Annotated in this window: 15 protein-coding genes; 14 read left to right on the top strand and 1 reads right to left on the bottom strand. The window is 54.7% G+C overall.

Annotation, left to right across the window (positions count from 1 at the left end; all coding sequences use genetic code 11):
• The 14 genes from AC06ND_RS00750 to gltX form a co-directional block, all read left to right on the top strand.
• The coding region (locus AC06ND_RS00750; protein ID WP_475677086.1) for a division/cell wall cluster transcriptional repressor MraZ at positions 1-349 on the top strand (349 nt) is incomplete at its 5' end.
• 15 nt (positions 350-364) lie between these two features.
• The gene (gene rsmH, locus AC06ND_RS00745; RefSeq protein WP_475677085.1) at positions 365-1,285 is read left to right on the top strand and encodes a 16S rRNA (cytosine(1402)-N(4))-methyltransferase RsmH; all 921 of its coding nucleotides are present in this window, start codon (positions 365-367) and stop codon (positions 1,283-1,285) included.
• Between the two features lie 25 nt (positions 1,286-1,310).
• On the top strand, positions 1,311-1,646 hold the full coding sequence (locus AC06ND_RS00740; RefSeq protein WP_475677084.1) for a hypothetical protein: 336 nt from the start codon (positions 1,311-1,313) through the stop codon (positions 1,644-1,646).
• A 1-nt stretch (position 1,647) separates the two neighbouring features.
• Entirely contained in the window at positions 1,648-3,780 is a 2,133-nt protein-coding gene (locus AC06ND_RS00735; RefSeq protein ID WP_475677083.1) for a penicillin-binding protein, read from the top strand.
• Between the two features lie 3 nt (positions 3,781-3,783).
• Entirely contained in the window at positions 3,784-5,187 is a 1,404-nt protein-coding gene (locus AC06ND_RS00730; protein WP_475677082.1) for a UDP-N-acetylmuramoyl-L-alanyl-D-glutamate--2,6-diaminopimelate ligase, read from the top strand.
• A gap of 1 nt (position 5,188) precedes the next feature.
• Complete coding sequence (mraY, locus tag AC06ND_RS00725; protein WP_475677081.1) at positions 5,189-6,376, top strand: phospho-N-acetylmuramoyl-pentapeptide-transferase; 1,188 nt, start codon at positions 5,189-5,191, stop codon at positions 6,374-6,376.
• A 9-nt stretch (positions 6,377-6,385) separates the two neighbouring features.
• Positions 6,386-7,726 (top strand): UDP-N-acetylmuramoyl-L-alanine--D-glutamate ligase, encoded by a 1,341-nt coding sequence (murD, locus tag AC06ND_RS00720; RefSeq protein WP_475677080.1) that lies wholly within the window; start codon positions 6,386-6,388, stop codon positions 7,724-7,726.
• 1 nt (position 7,727) lies between these two features.
• Positions 7,728-9,200: an FtsW/RodA/SpoVE family cell cycle protein gene (locus AC06ND_RS00715; RefSeq protein WP_475677079.1), complete on the top strand. Its 1,473-nt coding sequence runs from the start codon at positions 7,728-7,730 to the stop codon at positions 9,198-9,200.
• Between the two features lie 6 nt (positions 9,201-9,206).
• Positions 9,207-10,319: an undecaprenyldiphospho-muramoylpentapeptide beta-N-acetylglucosaminyltransferase gene (gene murG, locus AC06ND_RS00710; protein ID WP_475677078.1), complete on the top strand. Its 1,113-nt coding sequence runs from the start codon at positions 9,207-9,209 to the stop codon at positions 10,317-10,319.
• Positions 10,320-10,322: 3 nt separating this feature from the next.
• Positions 10,323-11,678 carry a UDP-N-acetylmuramate--L-alanine ligase gene (murC, locus tag AC06ND_RS00705; protein WP_475677077.1) on the top strand — a complete coding sequence of 452 codons (1,356 nt, stop codon included), beginning with the start codon at positions 10,323-10,325 and terminating at the stop codon, positions 11,676-11,678.
• A complete protein-coding gene (locus tag AC06ND_RS00700) occupies positions 11,678-12,466 on the top strand; it encodes a cell division protein FtsQ/DivIB (RefSeq protein WP_475677076.1) in 789 nt (262 codons plus the stop codon). Before murC ends, AC06ND_RS00700 begins: the two co-directional genes overlap by 1 nt.
• 4 nt (positions 12,467-12,470) lie before the next feature.
• Complete coding sequence (ftsA, locus tag AC06ND_RS00695; RefSeq protein WP_475677075.1) at positions 12,471-13,991, top strand: cell division protein FtsA; 1,521 nt, start codon at positions 12,471-12,473, stop codon at positions 13,989-13,991.
• A 20-nt stretch (positions 13,992-14,011) separates the two neighbouring features.
• Positions 14,012-15,250, top strand: coding sequence for a cell division protein FtsZ (gene ftsZ, locus AC06ND_RS00690; protein WP_475677074.1), 1,239 nt, complete (start codon positions 14,012-14,014; stop codon positions 15,248-15,250).
• An 8-nt stretch (positions 15,251-15,258) separates the two neighbouring features.
• Positions 15,259-16,815, top strand: coding sequence for a glutamate--tRNA ligase (gltX, locus tag AC06ND_RS00685; RefSeq protein WP_475677073.1), 1,557 nt, complete (start codon positions 15,259-15,261; stop codon positions 16,813-16,815).
• 108 nt (positions 16,816-16,923) lie between these two features.
• Here gltX and AC06ND_RS00680 read toward each other — a convergent pair.
• Positions 16,924-17,860: hypothetical protein (locus AC06ND_RS00680; RefSeq protein ID WP_475677072.1), on the bottom strand; the 937-nt coding region annotated here is incomplete at its 5' end.

Here is a 17,860-nt window from a genome sequence, read left to right as displayed (position 1 = left end):
GTTCGTCATCAAGAAGGATATCTTCGCAGATTGCCTTGAGATGTGGACCTACGAGGAGTGGGAGCGGCAGTCCGAGGATGTCAAATCCAAGCTGAACTTCTTCAATGTAAATCACGCCAGGTTCTGGCGGGAGTACATGCGTGACAGGGCACTCGTCCAGCCGGACGCCAAGCTCGGCCGCATCAGCATCCCAAAGAACCTACTCGAATCCATCGGCGTAACGAAGGAAGTCATCTTCTGTGGAGTTGACCACAAGATCGAAATCTGGGCGAAGGAAAACTTCGAAACCAGCGGAATCTCTAACGAAGAATACATCTCTCTTGCCGGAATGCTGTCTGATCTCAAATAGATAGGAGGTTCCGGAATGTCAGAATATCATACACCTGTATTATTGGATGAAAGCGTCACCGCTCTTGTCGGTGATGCCCCATTCGGCATCTATGCTGACGCCACTTTCGGCGGCGGCGGCCATTCCCGCGAAATACTTTCACGCTTAGACAATGCGGGCAGGCTGCTGGCGTTCGACAGGGACAGTGACGCCCTGATGAACAAGCCGGACGATAACCGGCTTGTTCTCATCCATAATAACTTCCGATTCATCCACAACTATGTGCTCGAACAGGGCTACAGGGATGGAATAGACGGAATTCTGGCCGACCTGGGAGTCTCTTCCCACCAGTTCGACACGGCAGAGAGAGGTTTCTCATTCCGCTTCGACGCGCCTCTGGACATGAGGATGAATCAGGAAGCCAAGCTCAACGCTGCCGAGCTCGTCAACAGCTACAGCGAGGAAGATCTCGAAAGGGTGCTCCGCATCTACGGAGAGGTCGAGGGCAGCCGAAAGATGGCGTCCATGATCTGCAAGGCACGCGAACAGGCCCAGATTCTGACCACCTCCCAGCTGGACAAGGCAATTGAGAAGATGCTTCCGAAGTTCGCTGAGCACAAGGTGCTTGCCAAGGTCTACCAGGCACTTCGCATCGAGGTCAATCAGGAGATGAGATCCCTGGAGAAGTTCCTCACCGGAGCCGCCCGTTCGCTCAAGCCCGGAGGAAGGCTGGTGGTGATCACCTACCACTCCCTCGAGGACAGGATGGTCAAGAACTTCATCAAGACCGGAAACGTCGACGGCAAGGCTGACAAGGACATCTACGGTAGGGTCTCTGCCCCACTTGAGGCCGTGAACAGGAAGCCTATCCTGCCGAGGGAAGAGGAGATTGCGGAAAACACGCGCGCCCGCAGCGCAAAGCTCAGGATAGCCGTCAAATGCGGCGATGAGAAATAGGAAACGAAACAAAGGACACTGAAGAATGGATTGGAAGAAAATAAGCAAGACCACCGTCAACCTGCTACTGTCAGTAGCTCGTGGCGACATCGTGCTCAAGCTCGACCGCTTCCTCCCCCACATCATCCTGGGGGCCGTTCTCTGCATTGTCTGCATCTTCGTGAACCTGAAGTTCGACGAGACCCTCGTGGAGAGGGAACAGAACAGGAAGCTGCTCGAGGAAACCAGGATCAGCTACAACCAGAAGGTCTGCCAGCTCGCCGAGATGAGACAGGTCAACAACGTGGTACGTCTGCTCGCAGAACAGGACATCACAGTCACGATGCCCGAAAAGCCTGCGACAATAGTAAGGAGGAAATAGCATGGCAGACAAGGACACGAACATGAGAGTCCAGACAAACTGGACCAGCAACCTCCTCTACGCAGTATACGTACTCTTCATCATCTTTTCGATAGCAGCAGTATACAAGATCGTGAAGCTCCAGTTCTTCTGGCATCCGGAAGAGGAACTTCTCGAGTACTTCGGAACCGTGACTTCGGAAAGCAAGGTCATCCCTGAGCGCGGAGACATTCTTTCATACGACGGAAAGATACTCGCAACTTCGGAGGATCTCTATCAGATTTCGATGGACTGCACCATCCAGAGGGAGTATTGGCAGGAGAAGAACAAGCCTGAGAACGAGGCCAGGTGGAGGGAGAAGGCTGAAGTGCTCTCATCCCAGCTCGCCGAACTCTTCCAGGACAAGACTGCAGCCGAGTACTACAGGATGATCATCGAGAACCGAGAGAGCGACACCAAGGCTGGCCGCAAGAAGGTCAAGATAGGAACCGAGATCGACTACCAGACCCTGCAGAAGGTGAAGTCATTCGCCCTCTTCAACGAAGGAAGCAACTACGGCGGCCTCATAGTGGACGTGAACCACAAGAGGCTCTACCCTTACGGCTCTCTCGCGAGAAAGGCCATCGGAGAGGTAAAGAACAACCATGAGATCACCAACGACCTCACCGGTATCGAGGGTAAATATAATGTATACCTCCACGGAAAGGACGGAAAGATCGCACTCACGAGAACGGACTCCAGGCAGAACATCCAGGACTACACCCGAGTAAGCGAGCTTGCCGAGGACGGTCTCGACGTGAGGACCACCATCAACATCGAGTTCCAGAACATAGCCGACAAGGCCCTGCGCAAGGTGCTCGAGGAGAACGAGGCCATCGCCGGCGGATGCGTGATGGTGATGGAGACAAAGACCGGAGCGATACGCGCAATGGCTAACCTCCGCAGGGAGGACAACGGAAACATAGGCGAGACCTATAACTATGTCATCTGGCAGGCAAACAACCCTGGTTCGGTATTCAAGGCCGTGACTCTCATGGCGCTGCTCGACAAGGGTGCGGTGAAGAGCCTGGACGACCTCGTCCCTACCTATGGAGGAAGCTGGAGATACAGAGGCCAGACGCTTCCGCTTGACGATTACATACTCCCATATAAGTACCCTACCGGAGAGATCACGGTGGGTGAGGCTCTCGCGATTTCATCGAACCATGTGTTCAGATACCTCGCAGCTACGGAATACGGAGACAAGCCTGAGCAGTTCATCCAGAAGCTCTATGACTACAAGCTCATGGAGAAGTACGACTTCGACATCGACGGTCTTGCGACCCCTATCGTCCGCAAGCCTTCGGAGCCAGGATGGAGTCCTATCGACCTTCCGCTCATAGCCATGGGATATTCGGTCAACGTGACTCCGCTCCACGTCATTTCCTTCTACAACGGCATCGCCAACGGAGGTAAGATGATGAAGCCTTACATGGTGGAGAGCCTCGAGCGCGACGGAAAGATAATCCAGAAGATGGACCCTGTGGTCCTCAATGGAGCAATGTGCAAACCTGAGACGATAGACACTCTCAAGAGAGGACTCCTGATGGTGACCGAGCACAACGGTGGCGACTACCACAGGGGTACAGGCTTAACCAGCTTCAAGGGCTCGCTCACGAGGGTTGCCGGCAAGACCGGCACCTCGCGTATCGAGTTCGCAAACCAGAGAGACGGAAAGACGGTGTACACACGCGAGGACTCGGAGGGACGCCATGTCCATCAGGGTTCGTTCGTAGGATTCTTCCCTGTAGATGATCCTCAGTACACGGTCATGTCCGTAACCTACACCAAGCCGACGCATACCAACGTGTATGGTGCCGTCAGCGCAAAGGTGGTGAGAGAGATCTCCGACAAGATCTTCCTGCTCAGTCCCGAATGGGGCGAGCCTATCCGTTCGAGCGCAAAGATGCCGAAGATGGATAGGGCGGAAGCAGGAGAAAACCAGCGTGGAATAGTCCCTGAAGTCAACGGGCTCGGACTCAGCGAGGCAATCTTCGCAATCGAGAACAGCGGTTACAGCTGCAGCTATAGCGGTACCGGCCATGTCGCAAGACAGACTCCGCAGGCCGGAAGCAAGCTCGCGCCAGGCTCGACCGTAAGAATAACATTGGAATAGGATATGAGACTTGGAGACATCATAGAAGGAAGTGCGGCCGTCATATTGAACGGCAGCGTAGACACCGAGATCGCCGCAATCTGCAGCGATTCGAGGAAGGCTGCGCCAGGTTCGCTCTTCATCGCCGTGAAGGGCTTCGCCGCAGACGGTCATGATTTCATCGCTTCAGCCCTGGAGGCAGGAGCGTCGGCTGTCGTGTCCGCTGACAGGCTTTCCCTCGCCAAGATAGCGTCAACCTTCTACGGGAATCCATCGGAGAAGCTCACTCTCGTGGGAATCACCGGCACCAACGGAAAGACCACGACCGTGACCCTGCTCTACAGGCTCTTCACCAGGTTGGGTCACAAATGCGGTCTGCTCTCGACCATCGCTAACTATGTGGGAGAGAAGTGCACCGAAGCCGTGAACACCACCTCTGATCCTATCACCATCAACTCCCTCCTCGCCGAGATGGTGGAGGACGGATGCGACCACTGCTTCATGGAGGTAAGTTCCATCGGTGTCGAGCAGGAAAGGATAGCCGGGCTTAAGTTCAAGGTCGGCATCTTCTCCAACCTCACCCATGACCATCTGGACTACCACAAGACCTTTGCGGAGTATCTGCGCTGCAAGAAGCTATTCTTCGACAAGCTCCCTGCAGACGCCTATGCGCTGACCAACATCGACGACAAGAACGGCATGGTGATGGTTCAGAACACCAAGGCAAAGGTGGTCACCTACTCATGCAGGAGCTATGCCGACCATCGCTGCAAGGTGATGGAGGAAAGCTTCGACGGCATGATGCTCAGGATCGACGACACCGAAAGCTGGACCGGACTTATCGGCCTGCACAACGCGTACAACCTCCTCGCGATCTACAGCACCGCAATGGTACTGGGCGTGGCGAAGGAAGATGCACTCGTCGCCATCAGCGCCCTCCGTTCTGCCCCTGGAAGACTCGAGAACCTCAAGGGTCCTAAGGGAATCACCGTGGTCATCGACTATGCACACACTCCGGACGCGCTCGAGAACGTGCTCAAGACCTTGAAGGACATATCTCCGAAGCGCGAACTGATCTGCCTCTTCGGCTGTGGAGGCGACAGGGACAGGAGCAAGAGGCCGGAGATGGCCGCTGTCGCACAGAAATATGCCGACAGGATCATCATCACCTCGGACAACAGCCGCACCGAGAAGACCTCGGACATCATCAGCGAGATAAAGAGCGGCCTGGACGCGAGCGGCAAGGCAAAGTCCTTCAGCATCGAGAACAGGGAGGAGGCTATCCGCACCGCCATCATGCTCGCACCAGAAAACTCGACCGTCCTGCTTGCCGGCAAGGGACACGAGACCTATCAGATCATCGGTAAGGAGAAGACCCACTTCGATGAGAAGGAGATTGTAGCCGGTATTTTTAAGGAAATGGAATAAAATGATATATCATCTCATAGATTGGCTTCAGGGAATGATGGACATTCCGGGAGCAGGACTCGTAAAATACCTTTCAGTGAGGGCGATGTGCGCAGCTATCACCTCCTTGCTGTTTGCTCTCATCTTCGGCAAGAAGACCATCGGATGGCTTCAGAAGCAGCAGATCGGAGAGACCATCCGTGACCTCGGCCTGGAGGGTCAGATGAGCAAGAAAGGCACTCCTACCATGGGCGGCGTGATCATCATCTTCTCCACCCTCGCAGGCGCGCTCCTGTTCAACAATCTCACCAGCATCTATCCTTGGCTTCTGATCGTCACTCTCGTGTGGCTCGGCGGACTTGGATTCAGAGATGACTATATCAAGGTGTTCAAGAAGAACAAGGAAGGTATGAGCGAGAAGGGCAAGCTCATCGGTCAGTTCGTGCTGGCTTTCGGCATAGCCCTGACCATCTGCGTCGTGCCAAGCATCGACACCCACAACCTCGTCACCACCATTCCTTTCGTGAAGGCTCATGAGTTCGACTACTCATGGCTCTCGCCTTTCAAAGGCCAGTTCGGCGTCTACTGCACCTGGGGCATCTACATGGTCATGATCATACTCGTGATCCTCGCCTGCTCCAACGGCAGCAACCTCACCGACGGCATGGACGGCCTCGCCACCGGAACCTCAGCAATAGTCGTGATCGTTCTCGGTATCTTCGCATGGCTCTCCGGCAACATCGTGAATGCCGACTACCTCAACATCATGTACATCCCCGGAACAGGAGAAGTCGCCATCTTCCTCTCAGCCCTGCTGGGTGCGCTGATCGGCTTCCTCTGGTACAATTCATACCCTGCACAGGTATTCATGGGCGACACCGGTAGCCTCGCACTTGGCGGAGTGATAGGCGTGAGCGCAGTCCTGATCAGGAAGGAACTCCTCCTCCCTCTTCTCTGCGGCGCGTTCTTCATCGAGTCGCTCTCAGTGCTCGCACAGAGGGGATACTTCAAGTATACGAAGAAGAAATACGGTGAAGGAAAGAGGATCTTCAGGATGTCCCCTATCCACCACCATTTCCAGAAAGTCAACCCTGACGCCCTCCTCCAGTGGCCTAAGGGAGTCCTTCCGGAAGCAAAGATCGTCAGCAGGTTCTGGATCATATCCATCATCCTGGGCGTGATAACACTCGCTTTGTTGAAAGTACGTTAAAGAAAGAATATGTCAAGAATCGTGGTATTAGGCGGCGGTGAGTCGGGCGTAGGCTCAGCCGTCCTCGCAAAGGTCAAAGGTTTCGATGTCTTTCTCTCTGATATGGGAAAGATAAGCGACAGCTATGTGGAAGTCCTCAAGAAGTGGGACATTCCATACGAGATGGGTCAGCACACAGAGGACCTCATCCTCAACGCTGACGAGATCGTAAAGAGTCCGGGTATTCCTCTCACGGCCCCTATGGTCAAGAAGGCTGAGGACAAAGGCATCCACATCATCTCGGAGATCGAGTTCGCAGGTCGCTATGACACTGCGAAGAAGGTCTGCATCACCGGTAGCAACGGCAAGACCACCACGACTTCGCTGATCTACTACCTCCTCAAGAACGCCGGCCTCAACGTGGGTCTCGGAGGAAACATCGGAAAGAGCTATGCTCTCCAGGTGGCGACTGAGCACTACGACATCTATGTCCTCGAGCTCAGCAGCTTCCAGCTTGACAACGTGTACGACTTCAAGGCCGACATCGCAATCATCACGAACATCACCCCTGACCATCTTGACCGCTACGACCACAAGATGGAGAACTATGTGAAGGCTAAGTTCAGGATCACCCGCAACATGAAGGAGGACGACTGCTTCATCTTCTGTTCGGACGACGAGATCACCATCAAGCATCTCGACGACATCGTACTCAAGGCGAAGTCTCTTCCTTTCACCCAGAAGGCCGAGGTTCCTCAGGGTGCCTACGTGAAGGATGACAAGATGATCGTGAAGGTGGGCAACCAGGAGTGCGACATGTATCTCCAGGAGCTCGCCCTCAGCGGAAAGCACAATGTATACAACTCCATGGCAGCAGCCATCGCGGGTAAGGTCATGGACATCGACAACGAGACGATACGCAGGTCTCTCTCTACCTTCCAGGCGGTCGAGCACAGGCTCGAGAAGGTGCTCAGCATAAAGGATGTACTCTACATCAACGACTCGAAGGCAACCAACGTGGACGCCGCATGGTATGCACTCGAGTGCCAGACCCGCCCAGTCGTATGGATCGTGGGAGGTAAGGACAAGGGTAACGACTACAGTGTGCTCAATGATCTCGTCAAGGAAAAGGTGAAGGCCATCGTTTGCATGGGTCTCCACAACGAGAAGATACACGAGGCCTTCGAAGGCATAGTCGGAATGGAGAACATGGTCGACACAGCTTCCGCAGAGGACGCAGTGAAGGCATGCAGCAGGATGGCACAGTCCGGAGACGTCGTTCTCCTCTCTCCATGCTGCGCAAGCTTCGACCTCTTCAAGAGCTATGAAGATAGAGGAAGACAGTTCAAGGAAGCAGTAAGGAACCTCTAGGATGAGCAAGAAGAAAAGCGGAATATGGAACCTGCTTGACAGGATTCAGGGCGACAAGGTGATCTGGCTTGTGATCATCTTCCTCACCCTGCTCTCCGTCGTAGCCCTCTTTTCGGCAACCAGCCTCGATGCCGGCGTGCTGAACGGAAGGACGACCCGCGTGCATCTGTTCATGATCCAGACGCTCGTGGTGACCGGAGGTTTCATCCTCATGAGCATTATCTACAAGATACAGGGAATACGTGTGTTCAAGTTCGTATCCCAGTTCGGATATGTGCTCTCGATGATGCTGCTCGTACCGCTTTTCCTCCACATAAAGAGCGGACCTATCCAGGCCCAGTACATCAACCAGGCATGGCGAACCATACTCATCTTCGGCAAGATCCAGGTCCATGTCTTCGAGTTCGTCAAGGTCGCCATGGTGATGTACCTTGCATGGGCCGTGGACACATGGAAGGGTCACAACTTCGCCATCGCCAACATGCTCAGCGAGAGATACAGACATTTCGGATGGCTCAGCAAGCCTTTCTGGCAGGGAGTCGTCTACATATTCGTCCCTATCGTCACCACCGCCATAGGACTTATCTCCGGCAGTGTGTCGACTGTGCTGTTCGTGGGAGTCATCATGTTCGCAACCCTCTTCGTCGGAGGATTCAGCATCAAGGATACCTTTATCTATGGTGCCGCCCTCGTGGGCCTGCTCGTTGCAGGCTACGGACTCTACAACGTCACCAAGGACGGCAGCGGACTGAACAAGACCCTGGGCAAGGTATATGACCGAATCGGCACCGCGAAGGGACGTATCGAGACCTTCTCCGGTTCAGGAGGAGAAGATGGTACGGCAGACCTGGCAGAAATAGCTCAGAGCTCCGGAAAGAAGAGCGTCGCAGAGCAGATAAGGGAAGCCAAGACCGTGAATCAGAGGCGCGAGATCATCGACAAGTATACCCAGACCGAGGGTGCCAAGATAGCCATCAAGGAAGGTGGTCTTCTCGGAAAGGGACCTGGCCGAAGCACGCAGAAGTATCGCGTCCCACTCATCTTCGGTGACTACATGTACAGTTTCCTCATCGAGGAATACGGACTTTGGATGGGCATACTCGTGCTCATCATGTATGTCAGCCTGCTCGCCAGGGGATCGAGGATCGCGATGCTCTGCAAGAAGACCTTCTCACGAACTGCCGTTGCAGGACTCACCCTGCTCATCAGCGGCCAGGCCATGATGCATATACTCATCAACGTAGGAATAGTCCCGGTTACTGGTCAGACTCTTCCTATCGTCAGCGACGGTAAGAGCTCGCTGCTGATGTTCTACATAGCATTCGGCATCCTGCTCTCGATAAGCAAGACGGCGAAGAAGCAGATGGATAAGGCGATCGAGGACGCAAAGATGATAGTTCCCGACAGAGCCAGCACAGGAGACGAGGTCGCAGATACGCTGAGCGACGTGGAGGAACTGGACAATATTGATTAGGAAAAGATGGAATACAGAAAGATAAGGGCAATAATCAGCGGAGGCGGAACCGGAGGACATATCTTCCCCGCCCTCTCGATAGCGAACCGTCTCAAGGAGCTTAACCCTGAGACCGAGATCATCTTCGTCGGCGCTAATGGCAGGATGGAGATGGACAAGGTGCCTGCTGCAGGCTACAAGATCTACGGTCTCGAGGTCGCTGGTCTCAAGAGGAGTCTCAGCCTGAGCAACCTCGCCCTGCCGTTCAAGTACGCGAAGGGTATCAGGAAAGCCAAGTCCATCATACGCGAGTTCAAGCCCGACATCGCCATCGGAGTCGGCGGATATTGCAGCGCACCCCTTCTCTGGGCTGCCCAGAGCATGGGAGTGCCGACCCTCATCCAGGAGCAGAACGGATTCGCCGGACTCTCTAACAAGATACTGGGAAAGAGGGCCAAGAAGATCTGCGTGGCTTACGAGAACATGGAAAGATTCTTCCCTGCAGACAGGATAGTCATGAGCGGAAACCCTATCCGCAGCAACATAGTCCCTGCCGACGGGCAGATGAGGCAGCAGGCATACGAGCACTACGGCCTCGCCCCTCAGAGAAAACAGCTCCTGGTGGTCGGCGGAAGCCTCGGATGCAGGACCCTCAACACTGCGATGCAGAACTGGATAGAGGCCGGATGTCCCGGCGGGGAGGACGTGGAGGTGATCTGGCAGTGCGGATCCTACTACAAGAAGAGCATGGACCAGTTCATGGAAGGAAAAGATCTTCCGTATATCCACATGACCGATTTCATCAGCAGGATGGACCTCGCTTATGCTGCCGCCGACGTGATGGTGACCCGCTCAGGCGCGAGCTCGGTGTCGGAGATATGCGCAGCCCACAAGGCGGCGATCTTCGTGCCATCGCCTAACGTCACCGAGGACCACCAGACCCACAATGCGATGGCACTGGTGAACAAGGATGCAGGCATGATAGTGAAGGACGTCGAGGCTGCCCAGAAGCTCATGGGCACTGCGATGGAACTTATCCACGACCAGGCCCACATCGAAGCAATTGAGAAGAACGCTGCGAAGCTCGCAAAGAGAGACGCAGCAGCAACGATAGCAGACGAGATTTACAAGCTCATATAGACCATGTACAAGAACATATATTTCATAGGAATCGGCGGCATCGGCATGAGCGCGATCGCACGCTACTACAAGGCAAAGGGATATGCTGTCGGAGGATATGACAAGACTCCGTCTGAACTCACCCGTCAGCTCGAAGCCGAAGGCATCGAGGTCCACTACGAGGATAATATCGACTACATCCCGAAGAGCGTCGAAAGCACTCTCGTCGTATACACCCCTGCCATCCCTAAGGACATGGGCGAGCTTGTGTATGTCCGTGAGAACGGATACGCAGTGATCAAGCGTTCGGCTACCCTGGGCGAAATCGCACGCGGTCAGAAGTGTCTCGCCGTGTCAGGAACACATGGAAAGACTACCACCAGCACCCTGCTGGCACACATATTCACCGAGTCCGGAGAGGGCTGTTCCGCATTCCTCGGCGGCATCTCGAAGAACTATGGTACCAACCTCCTCATCAGTGACAATCCCGTGATCGTAGCCGAGGCGGATGAGTTCGACCGCTCATTCCTCCAGCTCTTCCCCAAGATTGCGGTCATCACTGCGATGGACGCAGACCACCTCGACATCTACAACGACATCGAGCATGTCCACGAGGCCTTCAGGGCCTTTGCGTCACAGGTGAGCGGCACCGTCATCAAGAAGTATGGACTCCCTGTCACCGAGAACGACACCAAGGCGAAGATACTCACCTACTCATACGGCGACTCTCGCGCAGACTTCTACGCAAAGAGCCAGAGAGTGGACGCGTACGGCCACTTCGTGTTCGACCTCGTATATCCGGGCGGAGTCATCAGCAAGGTCAGGTGCGGTGTCCCTGGCTGGGTGAACGTGGAGAACAGCGTGGCAGCAGCTGCAGTCGCTCTCTGCTATGGACTCGATCCATACAAGATCAAGACAGCCATCGGCAGCTTCAGCGGCGTCAAGAGAAGATTTGACATCCACTACAATGAGCCTGGATGCTCATATATCGACGACTATGCCCACCATCCAAACGAGATCTCTACGGCGATCAGCTCGATGCGCGACATCTTCCCTGGAAGGAAGCTCACCGCAGTGTTCCAGCCTCACCTCTATACCAGGACCAGAGACTTTGCGGACGAGTTCGCAGCAGCACTCAGCGGAGTGGACAAGCTCATACTCCTCGACATCTACCCAGCGCGCGAGGAGCCTATCCCTGGCGTGACCTCGGAGATCATCTTCGACAAGGTGACGGCACCGGAGAAGGTGCTCATCAAGAAGGAAGAGCTCATGGACTACCTCGAGAAGGAACCAATCGACACCCTGATCACCTTCGGTGCAGGTAACATCGACAGGTACATCGAGCCTATCACAGAAATGCTTAAGAAACGCAACGCATAATGTTCAAGAAGATCCTCAGATACGTTCTGCTCGCAGCAGCAGCTCTCGTCCTCCTCTCACTGTGCTGGTTCGGACACCATGTCAGCGAGAAGGAGAGCGGACGCGTCAGCTGCACAAGGCTGAACGTCATCGTGAAGGACAGCAGCGGAATGAAGTTCATCGACAGGGAGGACATCGACGCGGTCATCAACCGCAACTACGGCAGCTTCTACGGAAAGAAGCTCGACTCCCTCGACCTCAAGAAGATTGAGGACGCTGTCTGCAGCCACACGGCAGTTAGGAACGGCCAGGTATACGTGACCAAGGACAGCACCCTCAACGTCATCATCGAGCAGAAGATTCCTTTCCTGAGGTTCCAGACCGAGAACGGAGGATTCTACATCGAGAAGGACGGATGCATATTCCCTCTCCAGAAGGGTTTCGCAGCCAACGTCCCTATCGTGGACGGAGCAATTCCGGTGAGGATCCCGGCGGAGGGTTCGGGATTTGCGACCACCGACGAGGAAAGGGAATGGATACAGGGCGTCATCGCGCTCATGAAATATATCCGAAGCGACAGGACATGGAAGAACAACATCATCCAGTTCCATGTCGAGGAGAGCGGGGACCTCGTCCTCATTCCTGCGGAAGGAAGGGAGAGGTTCATCTTCGGTGGCCCGGAGGAATTCGAACGCAAGTTCGACCAGATGGAGACCTACTACACCAGCATCAAGCCGGTCAAGGACTCCGCATATTACAAGACAGTGAATGTCAAGTACGAGAATCAGATAATTTGCAGACCAAAATAAGTTTATGGAAGACAGATATTTAGTAGCGATAGACCTCGGTTCGTCCAAGCTCGCGATCACAGTCGCGAGAACGGAGGGAAAGAATGTGCACGTGGTCTATTATCATGAGCACGAGTCTGAGGGTGTCGACAAGAGTGCGATACTCAACGAGGCTAAGCTGACAAGAGCCCTCAAGGCGGCAATCGAGAAGGCCGAGAACGAACTCGGAATCAAGATCAAGCACGCGGCAGTCTGCATGCCGCGCAAGGACATAAAGGTGGTGACCAGCCAGGCCGAGATCGTGCTCGACCCGGACAAGGCCATCACGCTCGACGATGTCCAGGAGCTCATGAAGATCGCAAAGGACAACTGCGGAATCGAGAATGAGGAGAGCGAGACCGTGTATGCGGCCGTCGCCCAGTCATACTCAGACGGAGAGGATTTCCAGATCAGCGAGCAGGACATCATCGGCAACGAGAGGGAGAAGCTCGAAGGAAACTTCAAGATCTTTGTCGGCAAGAAGACCGGACTCAAGAGGCTCAACAAGGTATTCTCTGAGCTCGGCATCATTCCTATCCCTGTCTTCACTGCAAATTCGACTGCGCGCACCGTTCTCTCCAGCGGCGAGATGGACTCAGGCGTAGCCCTCGTCGAGATAGGCGCAGGAGTCAGCTCCGTGACCATCTATGTCGGCGGAGTGCTCCGCTATTACGGTTCCATTCCGTTCGGCGGAAGGATCATCACTTCCGACATCCGTCAGGAGTGCGGTATCAGCGAACCTCTCGCCGAGAACATCAAGAAAGGCTATGGCGTATGCCTCCCTAGCAAGCTCCAGCACCTTTCTGAGAAGAAGCTCCAGATCCGAAGCAGCAGCGGCGGAAACGACAAGCAGATACCTGTGAAGTTCCTCTCAGAGATCATAACCGCACGCATGGGTGAAATCTGTGATGCAATGCTCTATCTCATCCAGGAGAGCGGTCTCTATGACGAACTCCGCAGCGGCATCGTCATCACCGGTGGCGGTGCATGCATTGCGAACTGTGCAAACCTCTTTTCGGAAAGATCCGGATACAACGTGAAGATCGGCTACCCTGTAGCACGCTTCGAATATGGCAGCGACTGCGACGGAGTACACGAGACCTCTGCGGCTTCATCTCTCGGAATGATACTCGAGGCCAAGGAGATGAGCGAGATCAACCATGCCGACGAAGGCAGGAACGAGGGCATCAAGGTCGGAGACAGCTACAAGAGCACCGGTACATATGTTCCTCCGTTCGACAGGCCTTCAGCACCAAAAGCTGAGCCAGTGGTAGAGACTGAGGAAAAGATGTTTGAGGAGGACGAAGAAGAGATGGCAGCACAGCGCGCTAACGAGAAGGCAAGGGAAGAGCAGGAAAGAAAGCGCAAAGAAGAGGAGAAGAAGAAAAAGGAAGATAGAAGGAGAAAGGCCCAGGACGCGGAGGACAAGGTCAAGAAGACTGCAAACAGGACCTTCGGATTCCTCGGAAAGCTCTTCGCGGAAGATGAGGACAACGGTGAGGCATAAACTATTGAAGAATTGACGCAATGGAAGAATTAGATATCATAACCCCTTCAGACTGGGTACCAGCCAACTCCATCATAAAGGTGATCGGAGTCGGTGGCGGCGGATGCAACGCTGTCGCATACATGTATAACCAGAAGGTAGAAGGATGTACCTTCATCGTCTGCAACACCGACAAGCAGGTGCTCGACCAGAGCCCTGTGCCTGAGAAGATACAGCTCGGCGAAGGTCTCGGTGCTGGTACCGACCCTACCAAGGGCCGCAACTGCGCTATCGAGGCTCAGCAGTACATCAGGGAGAAGATCGTAGACACCAACACCAAGATGCTCTTCATCACTGCCGGAATGGGTGGTGGTACAGGAACCGGTGCATCCCCTGTCATCGCGAAGATGGCCAAGGATGCCGGCATCCTCACCGTCGCCGTCGTCACTCTTCCGTTCAAGGACGAGAAGAACGGCTCATACGGCAAGGCCATCGACGGTATCAGGGAACTCGAGTCCGTGGTCGACAGCCTCCTGGTGATCGACAACCAGAAGATACTCGAGACCTATCCGGACCTGCTCATCCATGAGGCCTTCCCGAAGACCGACGAGGTGCTCGCCACTGCTGTCAAGTCAATAATCCAGATCATCGAGAAGAAGGGCCATATCAACGTCGACTTCCAGGACGTGCAGAACATGATGCGGGACAGCGGCTTCGCACTCATGGGAAGCGGCATAGGCAGCGGAGCAGACCGTCTCAAGGACGCTGTGGGCAACGCTATGTCATGCCCTCTCCTCCTCGCTTTCGACGCTAAGACAGCACAGAACGCCCTCATCAACATCACTGTAGGACGCAATGAACATGGCATCAAGGCCGGAGATCTCGGAAAAATCAACGAAGAAGTCGAAAAATATCTCGGAAAGGCAAACACTTTCAAGCGCGGAATAGTATATGATGATGACCCAGCCTTCGGAGACAAGGTACAGGTGACCATCATCGCTACCGGAATCAAGATGAGCCTGCTCGACGGGTCCATCGATTTCAACGAAGGAAGCGTCATCTTCATCAACGAGGACTACACTTATGAGCCTTTCAAGGCCGGCGAGGAGATTGAGCTCTCCGACAGCCGCGTCGTGAAGGTCGGCGGACACAGGACCAACAACCGTCAGTTCTGGTTCAACGAGAAGCCTGATCTCTGCGTGAATTCGAACGACGACCTGATTTCGCTCGAGAGGGAGACCGCAAGGGCCAGGGCAGAAAGAAAATCAACTAACGAATAGCACACGATATGGAAAGAAGAACAAGAGTGAGATTCGCTCCGTCACCTACAGGCCCTCTCCACATGGGCGGTGTCAGGACTGCGCTTTACAATTACCTTTTCGCAAAGCAGCGCGGCGGCGATTTCATCATAAGAATAGAAGATACTGACTCAAACCGTTTCGTACCTGGCGCTGAGGCATACATCATCGAGGCCCTCAACTGGTGCGGAATCATTCCCGACGAGGGCGTGGACGAGAACGGAAAGGTCGTGGAGGTAGCTTCAGAAAAGCATCCTCACGGACCATACCGCCAGAGCCAGCGCCGCGGCATCTACAGGAAGTACGCCGACCAGCTCGTCGAGTCAGGCAACGCATATTATGCCTTCGATACAGCAGAGGAGCTCAATGCGGCACGCGCTGCGTGCGAGGCCAAGGGTGAGACCTTCATCTACAACCAGACCACACGCATGAACCTCCGCAACTCCCTCTCGATGCCTGAGAGCGAGTGGAAGCCTCTCCTGGAGAGCCGTACCGACTGGACCGTACGCTTCAAAATGCCGGAGAACACCGTCGTAGCGATGGACGACATGATCCGTGGTCATGTCGAGATCAACACCGACACACTCGACGACAAGGTGCTCTGGAAGAGGGCTGACGAGCTTCCTACCTACCACCTCGCAAACATCGTTGACGACCATCTCATGGAGATCACCGAGGTTATCCGCGGCGAGGAGTGGCTCCCGTCGCTTCCTCTCCACTACCTCCTCTACCAGTCATTCGGATGGCAGGACACCATGCCTCGCTTCGCTCACCTTCCGCTCCTTCTCAAGCCTGTAGGAAACGGAAAGCTCAGCAAGCGCGACGGCGACAAGATGGGTTTCCCTGTATTCCCTCTCAACTGGCTCAACTCTGAGGGTGAGACCTACCACGGCTACCGTGAGGACGGTTACTTCCCTGAGGCATTCGTCAACCTCCTCGCAATGCTCGGATGGAATCCAGGTACCGAGCAGGAGATCTTCTCTATGCAGGAGCTCATCGACGCATTCTCTATCGACCATGTAAGCAAGTCCGGAGCGAAGTTCAACCCTGACAAGGCGAAGTGGTATAACAAGGAATATCTCCGCATGAAGAGCGACGAGCAGCTTACCGACGCATTCATGCCTATCCTCGCCTCAAAGGGCATCAACGAGGATTACGACAAGGTCAAGAAGATCGTCGCCCTGATCAAGGAGCGCGCTACCTTCGTGGCCGATTTCTGGGACATCGCTTCCTACCTCTTCGTAGCTCCTACCGAGTACGCAGAGAAGGACGTGAACAAGTTCTGGAAAGAGGAGAACTACACTCTCGCACTCAAGGCAGCTGACTTCATCCTCGCATATGAGGGTGAGTTCACCAAGGAAGCTCTCGAGGGACCACTCGAGGAGTACATCCGCGGTAACGAGTGGCCTATGGGCAAGGTGATGAACTGCCTGCGTCTCGCACTCGTGGGTGCAAGCTCAGGACTCGGCATCGCGGATATCGTGACCATCATCGGCAAGGAGGAATTCGCTCGCCGTATCGAAGCCATCAAGGCAAAGCTCTGCTAATATTTAATTAATACTGTATAACGAAGACGCCCGGCTGATGAGCAATCATCTCCGGGCGTCTTGATATTTGTCGGCAAGCTTGCCGTGGCATTTTTTGCAATAGGTCGGCTACCGGGCTAGCAGTTCGAGAGCCTGGTCCACAGTCAGCGACTTCTCCACGCAGAATACACCGGAGCGGCTACGCTGGAGGGAGTTGAGGAAAGCCCCTGACCCAAGAGTCTCACCAAGGTCGCGTGCAAAAGCGCGCACATAAGTTCCCTTCGTGCAAGCCAAGTGAATGGAAGCATGCGGAAGGCTGAGATCGTCCTCCGCGACATTGATTCGGGACGATGCCTTGCTGACCCTCATCACTTCTGCCACGTCTGAGGAGGTCTCATCGGCAGCAGGGGTATCTTGTGATTGTGCCACCCTCGGCATCATAAGAGGGAGGGGCCCTCCGGGAGGGGTCTCGCAGAGCGAGACATCACTAGATACCCCTGCTGCCAAGAGGTTCTTCTCAAACGAGAGAAGTTCACACTCGGAGATGGTGATGCGGCTGGCGCGGAGAACATCTTCCGGGATAGGATCTCCTGCCTTGAAGGCCTTGCGCGCAATCTCGTATGCCCTGACACCGTCGACTGACTTTGCACTGAAAAGAGGAGCCACCTGATCCTGCTCTCCGATGAAACCGACGAGAGCATCACGGACTGAAGCCTCGTCAATGTGCTCGTACGGATATCGCTGATCTATGTCCTTCTCGAGATCGTAGGACGGGGTGGTGGCACCGAAGGTCACTCCTGCCACATAAGCCTTGTCATGGCGCTGGAGATCATCGGCAAGCTTGGTGGCGTTACCGATGCACACGAGCAGCACGCCCGTGGCGAGAGGATCAAGCGTTCCGGCATGCCCCACCTTCAGATTCTTCTTGCCGAAATGACGGATGGCCGCAAACTTCACCTTGCGGATGACGTCTGCGGATGTCCATCGATATGGCTTGTCGATGGGAATGATGATGCCGCCGGGGTAATCATCGATCGACCTCGACAGCAACTCTGTATTTACGTCC

The organism is Candidatus Cryptobacteroides sp. (genome assembly GCF_056207615.1).
Note: the sequence above shows the minus strand (reverse complement) of the source record. Positions and strands in the feature narration are given on the sequence as shown.

Coding starts and splice junctions, on each gene's coding strand:
- mraY (WP_475677081.1), top strand. CDS start 5,189: ATGATATATCATCTCATAGATTGGCTTCAGGGAATGATGGACATTCCG.
- AC06ND_RS00735 (WP_475677083.1), top strand. CDS start 1,648: ATGGCAGACAAGGACACGAACATGAGAGTCCAGACAAACTGGACCAGC.
- gltX (WP_475677073.1), top strand. CDS start 15,259: ATGGAAAGAAGAACAAGAGTGAGATTCGCTCCGTCACCTACAGGCCCT.
- murC (WP_475677077.1), top strand. CDS start 10,323: ATGTACAAGAACATATATTTCATAGGAATCGGCGGCATCGGCATGAGC.
- ftsZ (WP_475677074.1), top strand. CDS start 14,012: ATGGAAGAATTAGATATCATAACCCCTTCAGACTGGGTACCAGCCAAC.
- AC06ND_RS00730 (WP_475677082.1), top strand. CDS start 3,784: ATGAGACTTGGAGACATCATAGAAGGAAGTGCGGCCGTCATATTGAAC.
- AC06ND_RS00700 (WP_475677076.1), top strand. CDS start 11,678: ATGTTCAAGAAGATCCTCAGATACGTTCTGCTCGCAGCAGCAGCTCTC.
- AC06ND_RS00715 (WP_475677079.1), top strand. CDS start 7,728: ATGAGCAAGAAGAAAAGCGGAATATGGAACCTGCTTGACAGGATTCAG.
- AC06ND_RS00740 (WP_475677084.1), top strand. CDS start 1,311: ATGGATTGGAAGAAAATAAGCAAGACCACCGTCAACCTGCTACTGTCA.
- rsmH (WP_475677085.1), top strand. CDS start 365: ATGTCAGAATATCATACACCTGTATTATTGGATGAAAGCGTCACCGCT.
- murD (WP_475677080.1), top strand. CDS start 6,386: ATGTCAAGAATCGTGGTATTAGGCGGCGGTGAGTCGGGCGTAGGCTCA.
- ftsA (WP_475677075.1), top strand. CDS start 12,471: ATGGAAGACAGATATTTAGTAGCGATAGACCTCGGTTCGTCCAAGCTC.
- murG (WP_475677078.1), top strand. CDS start 9,207: ATGGAATACAGAAAGATAAGGGCAATAATCAGCGGAGGCGGAACCGGA.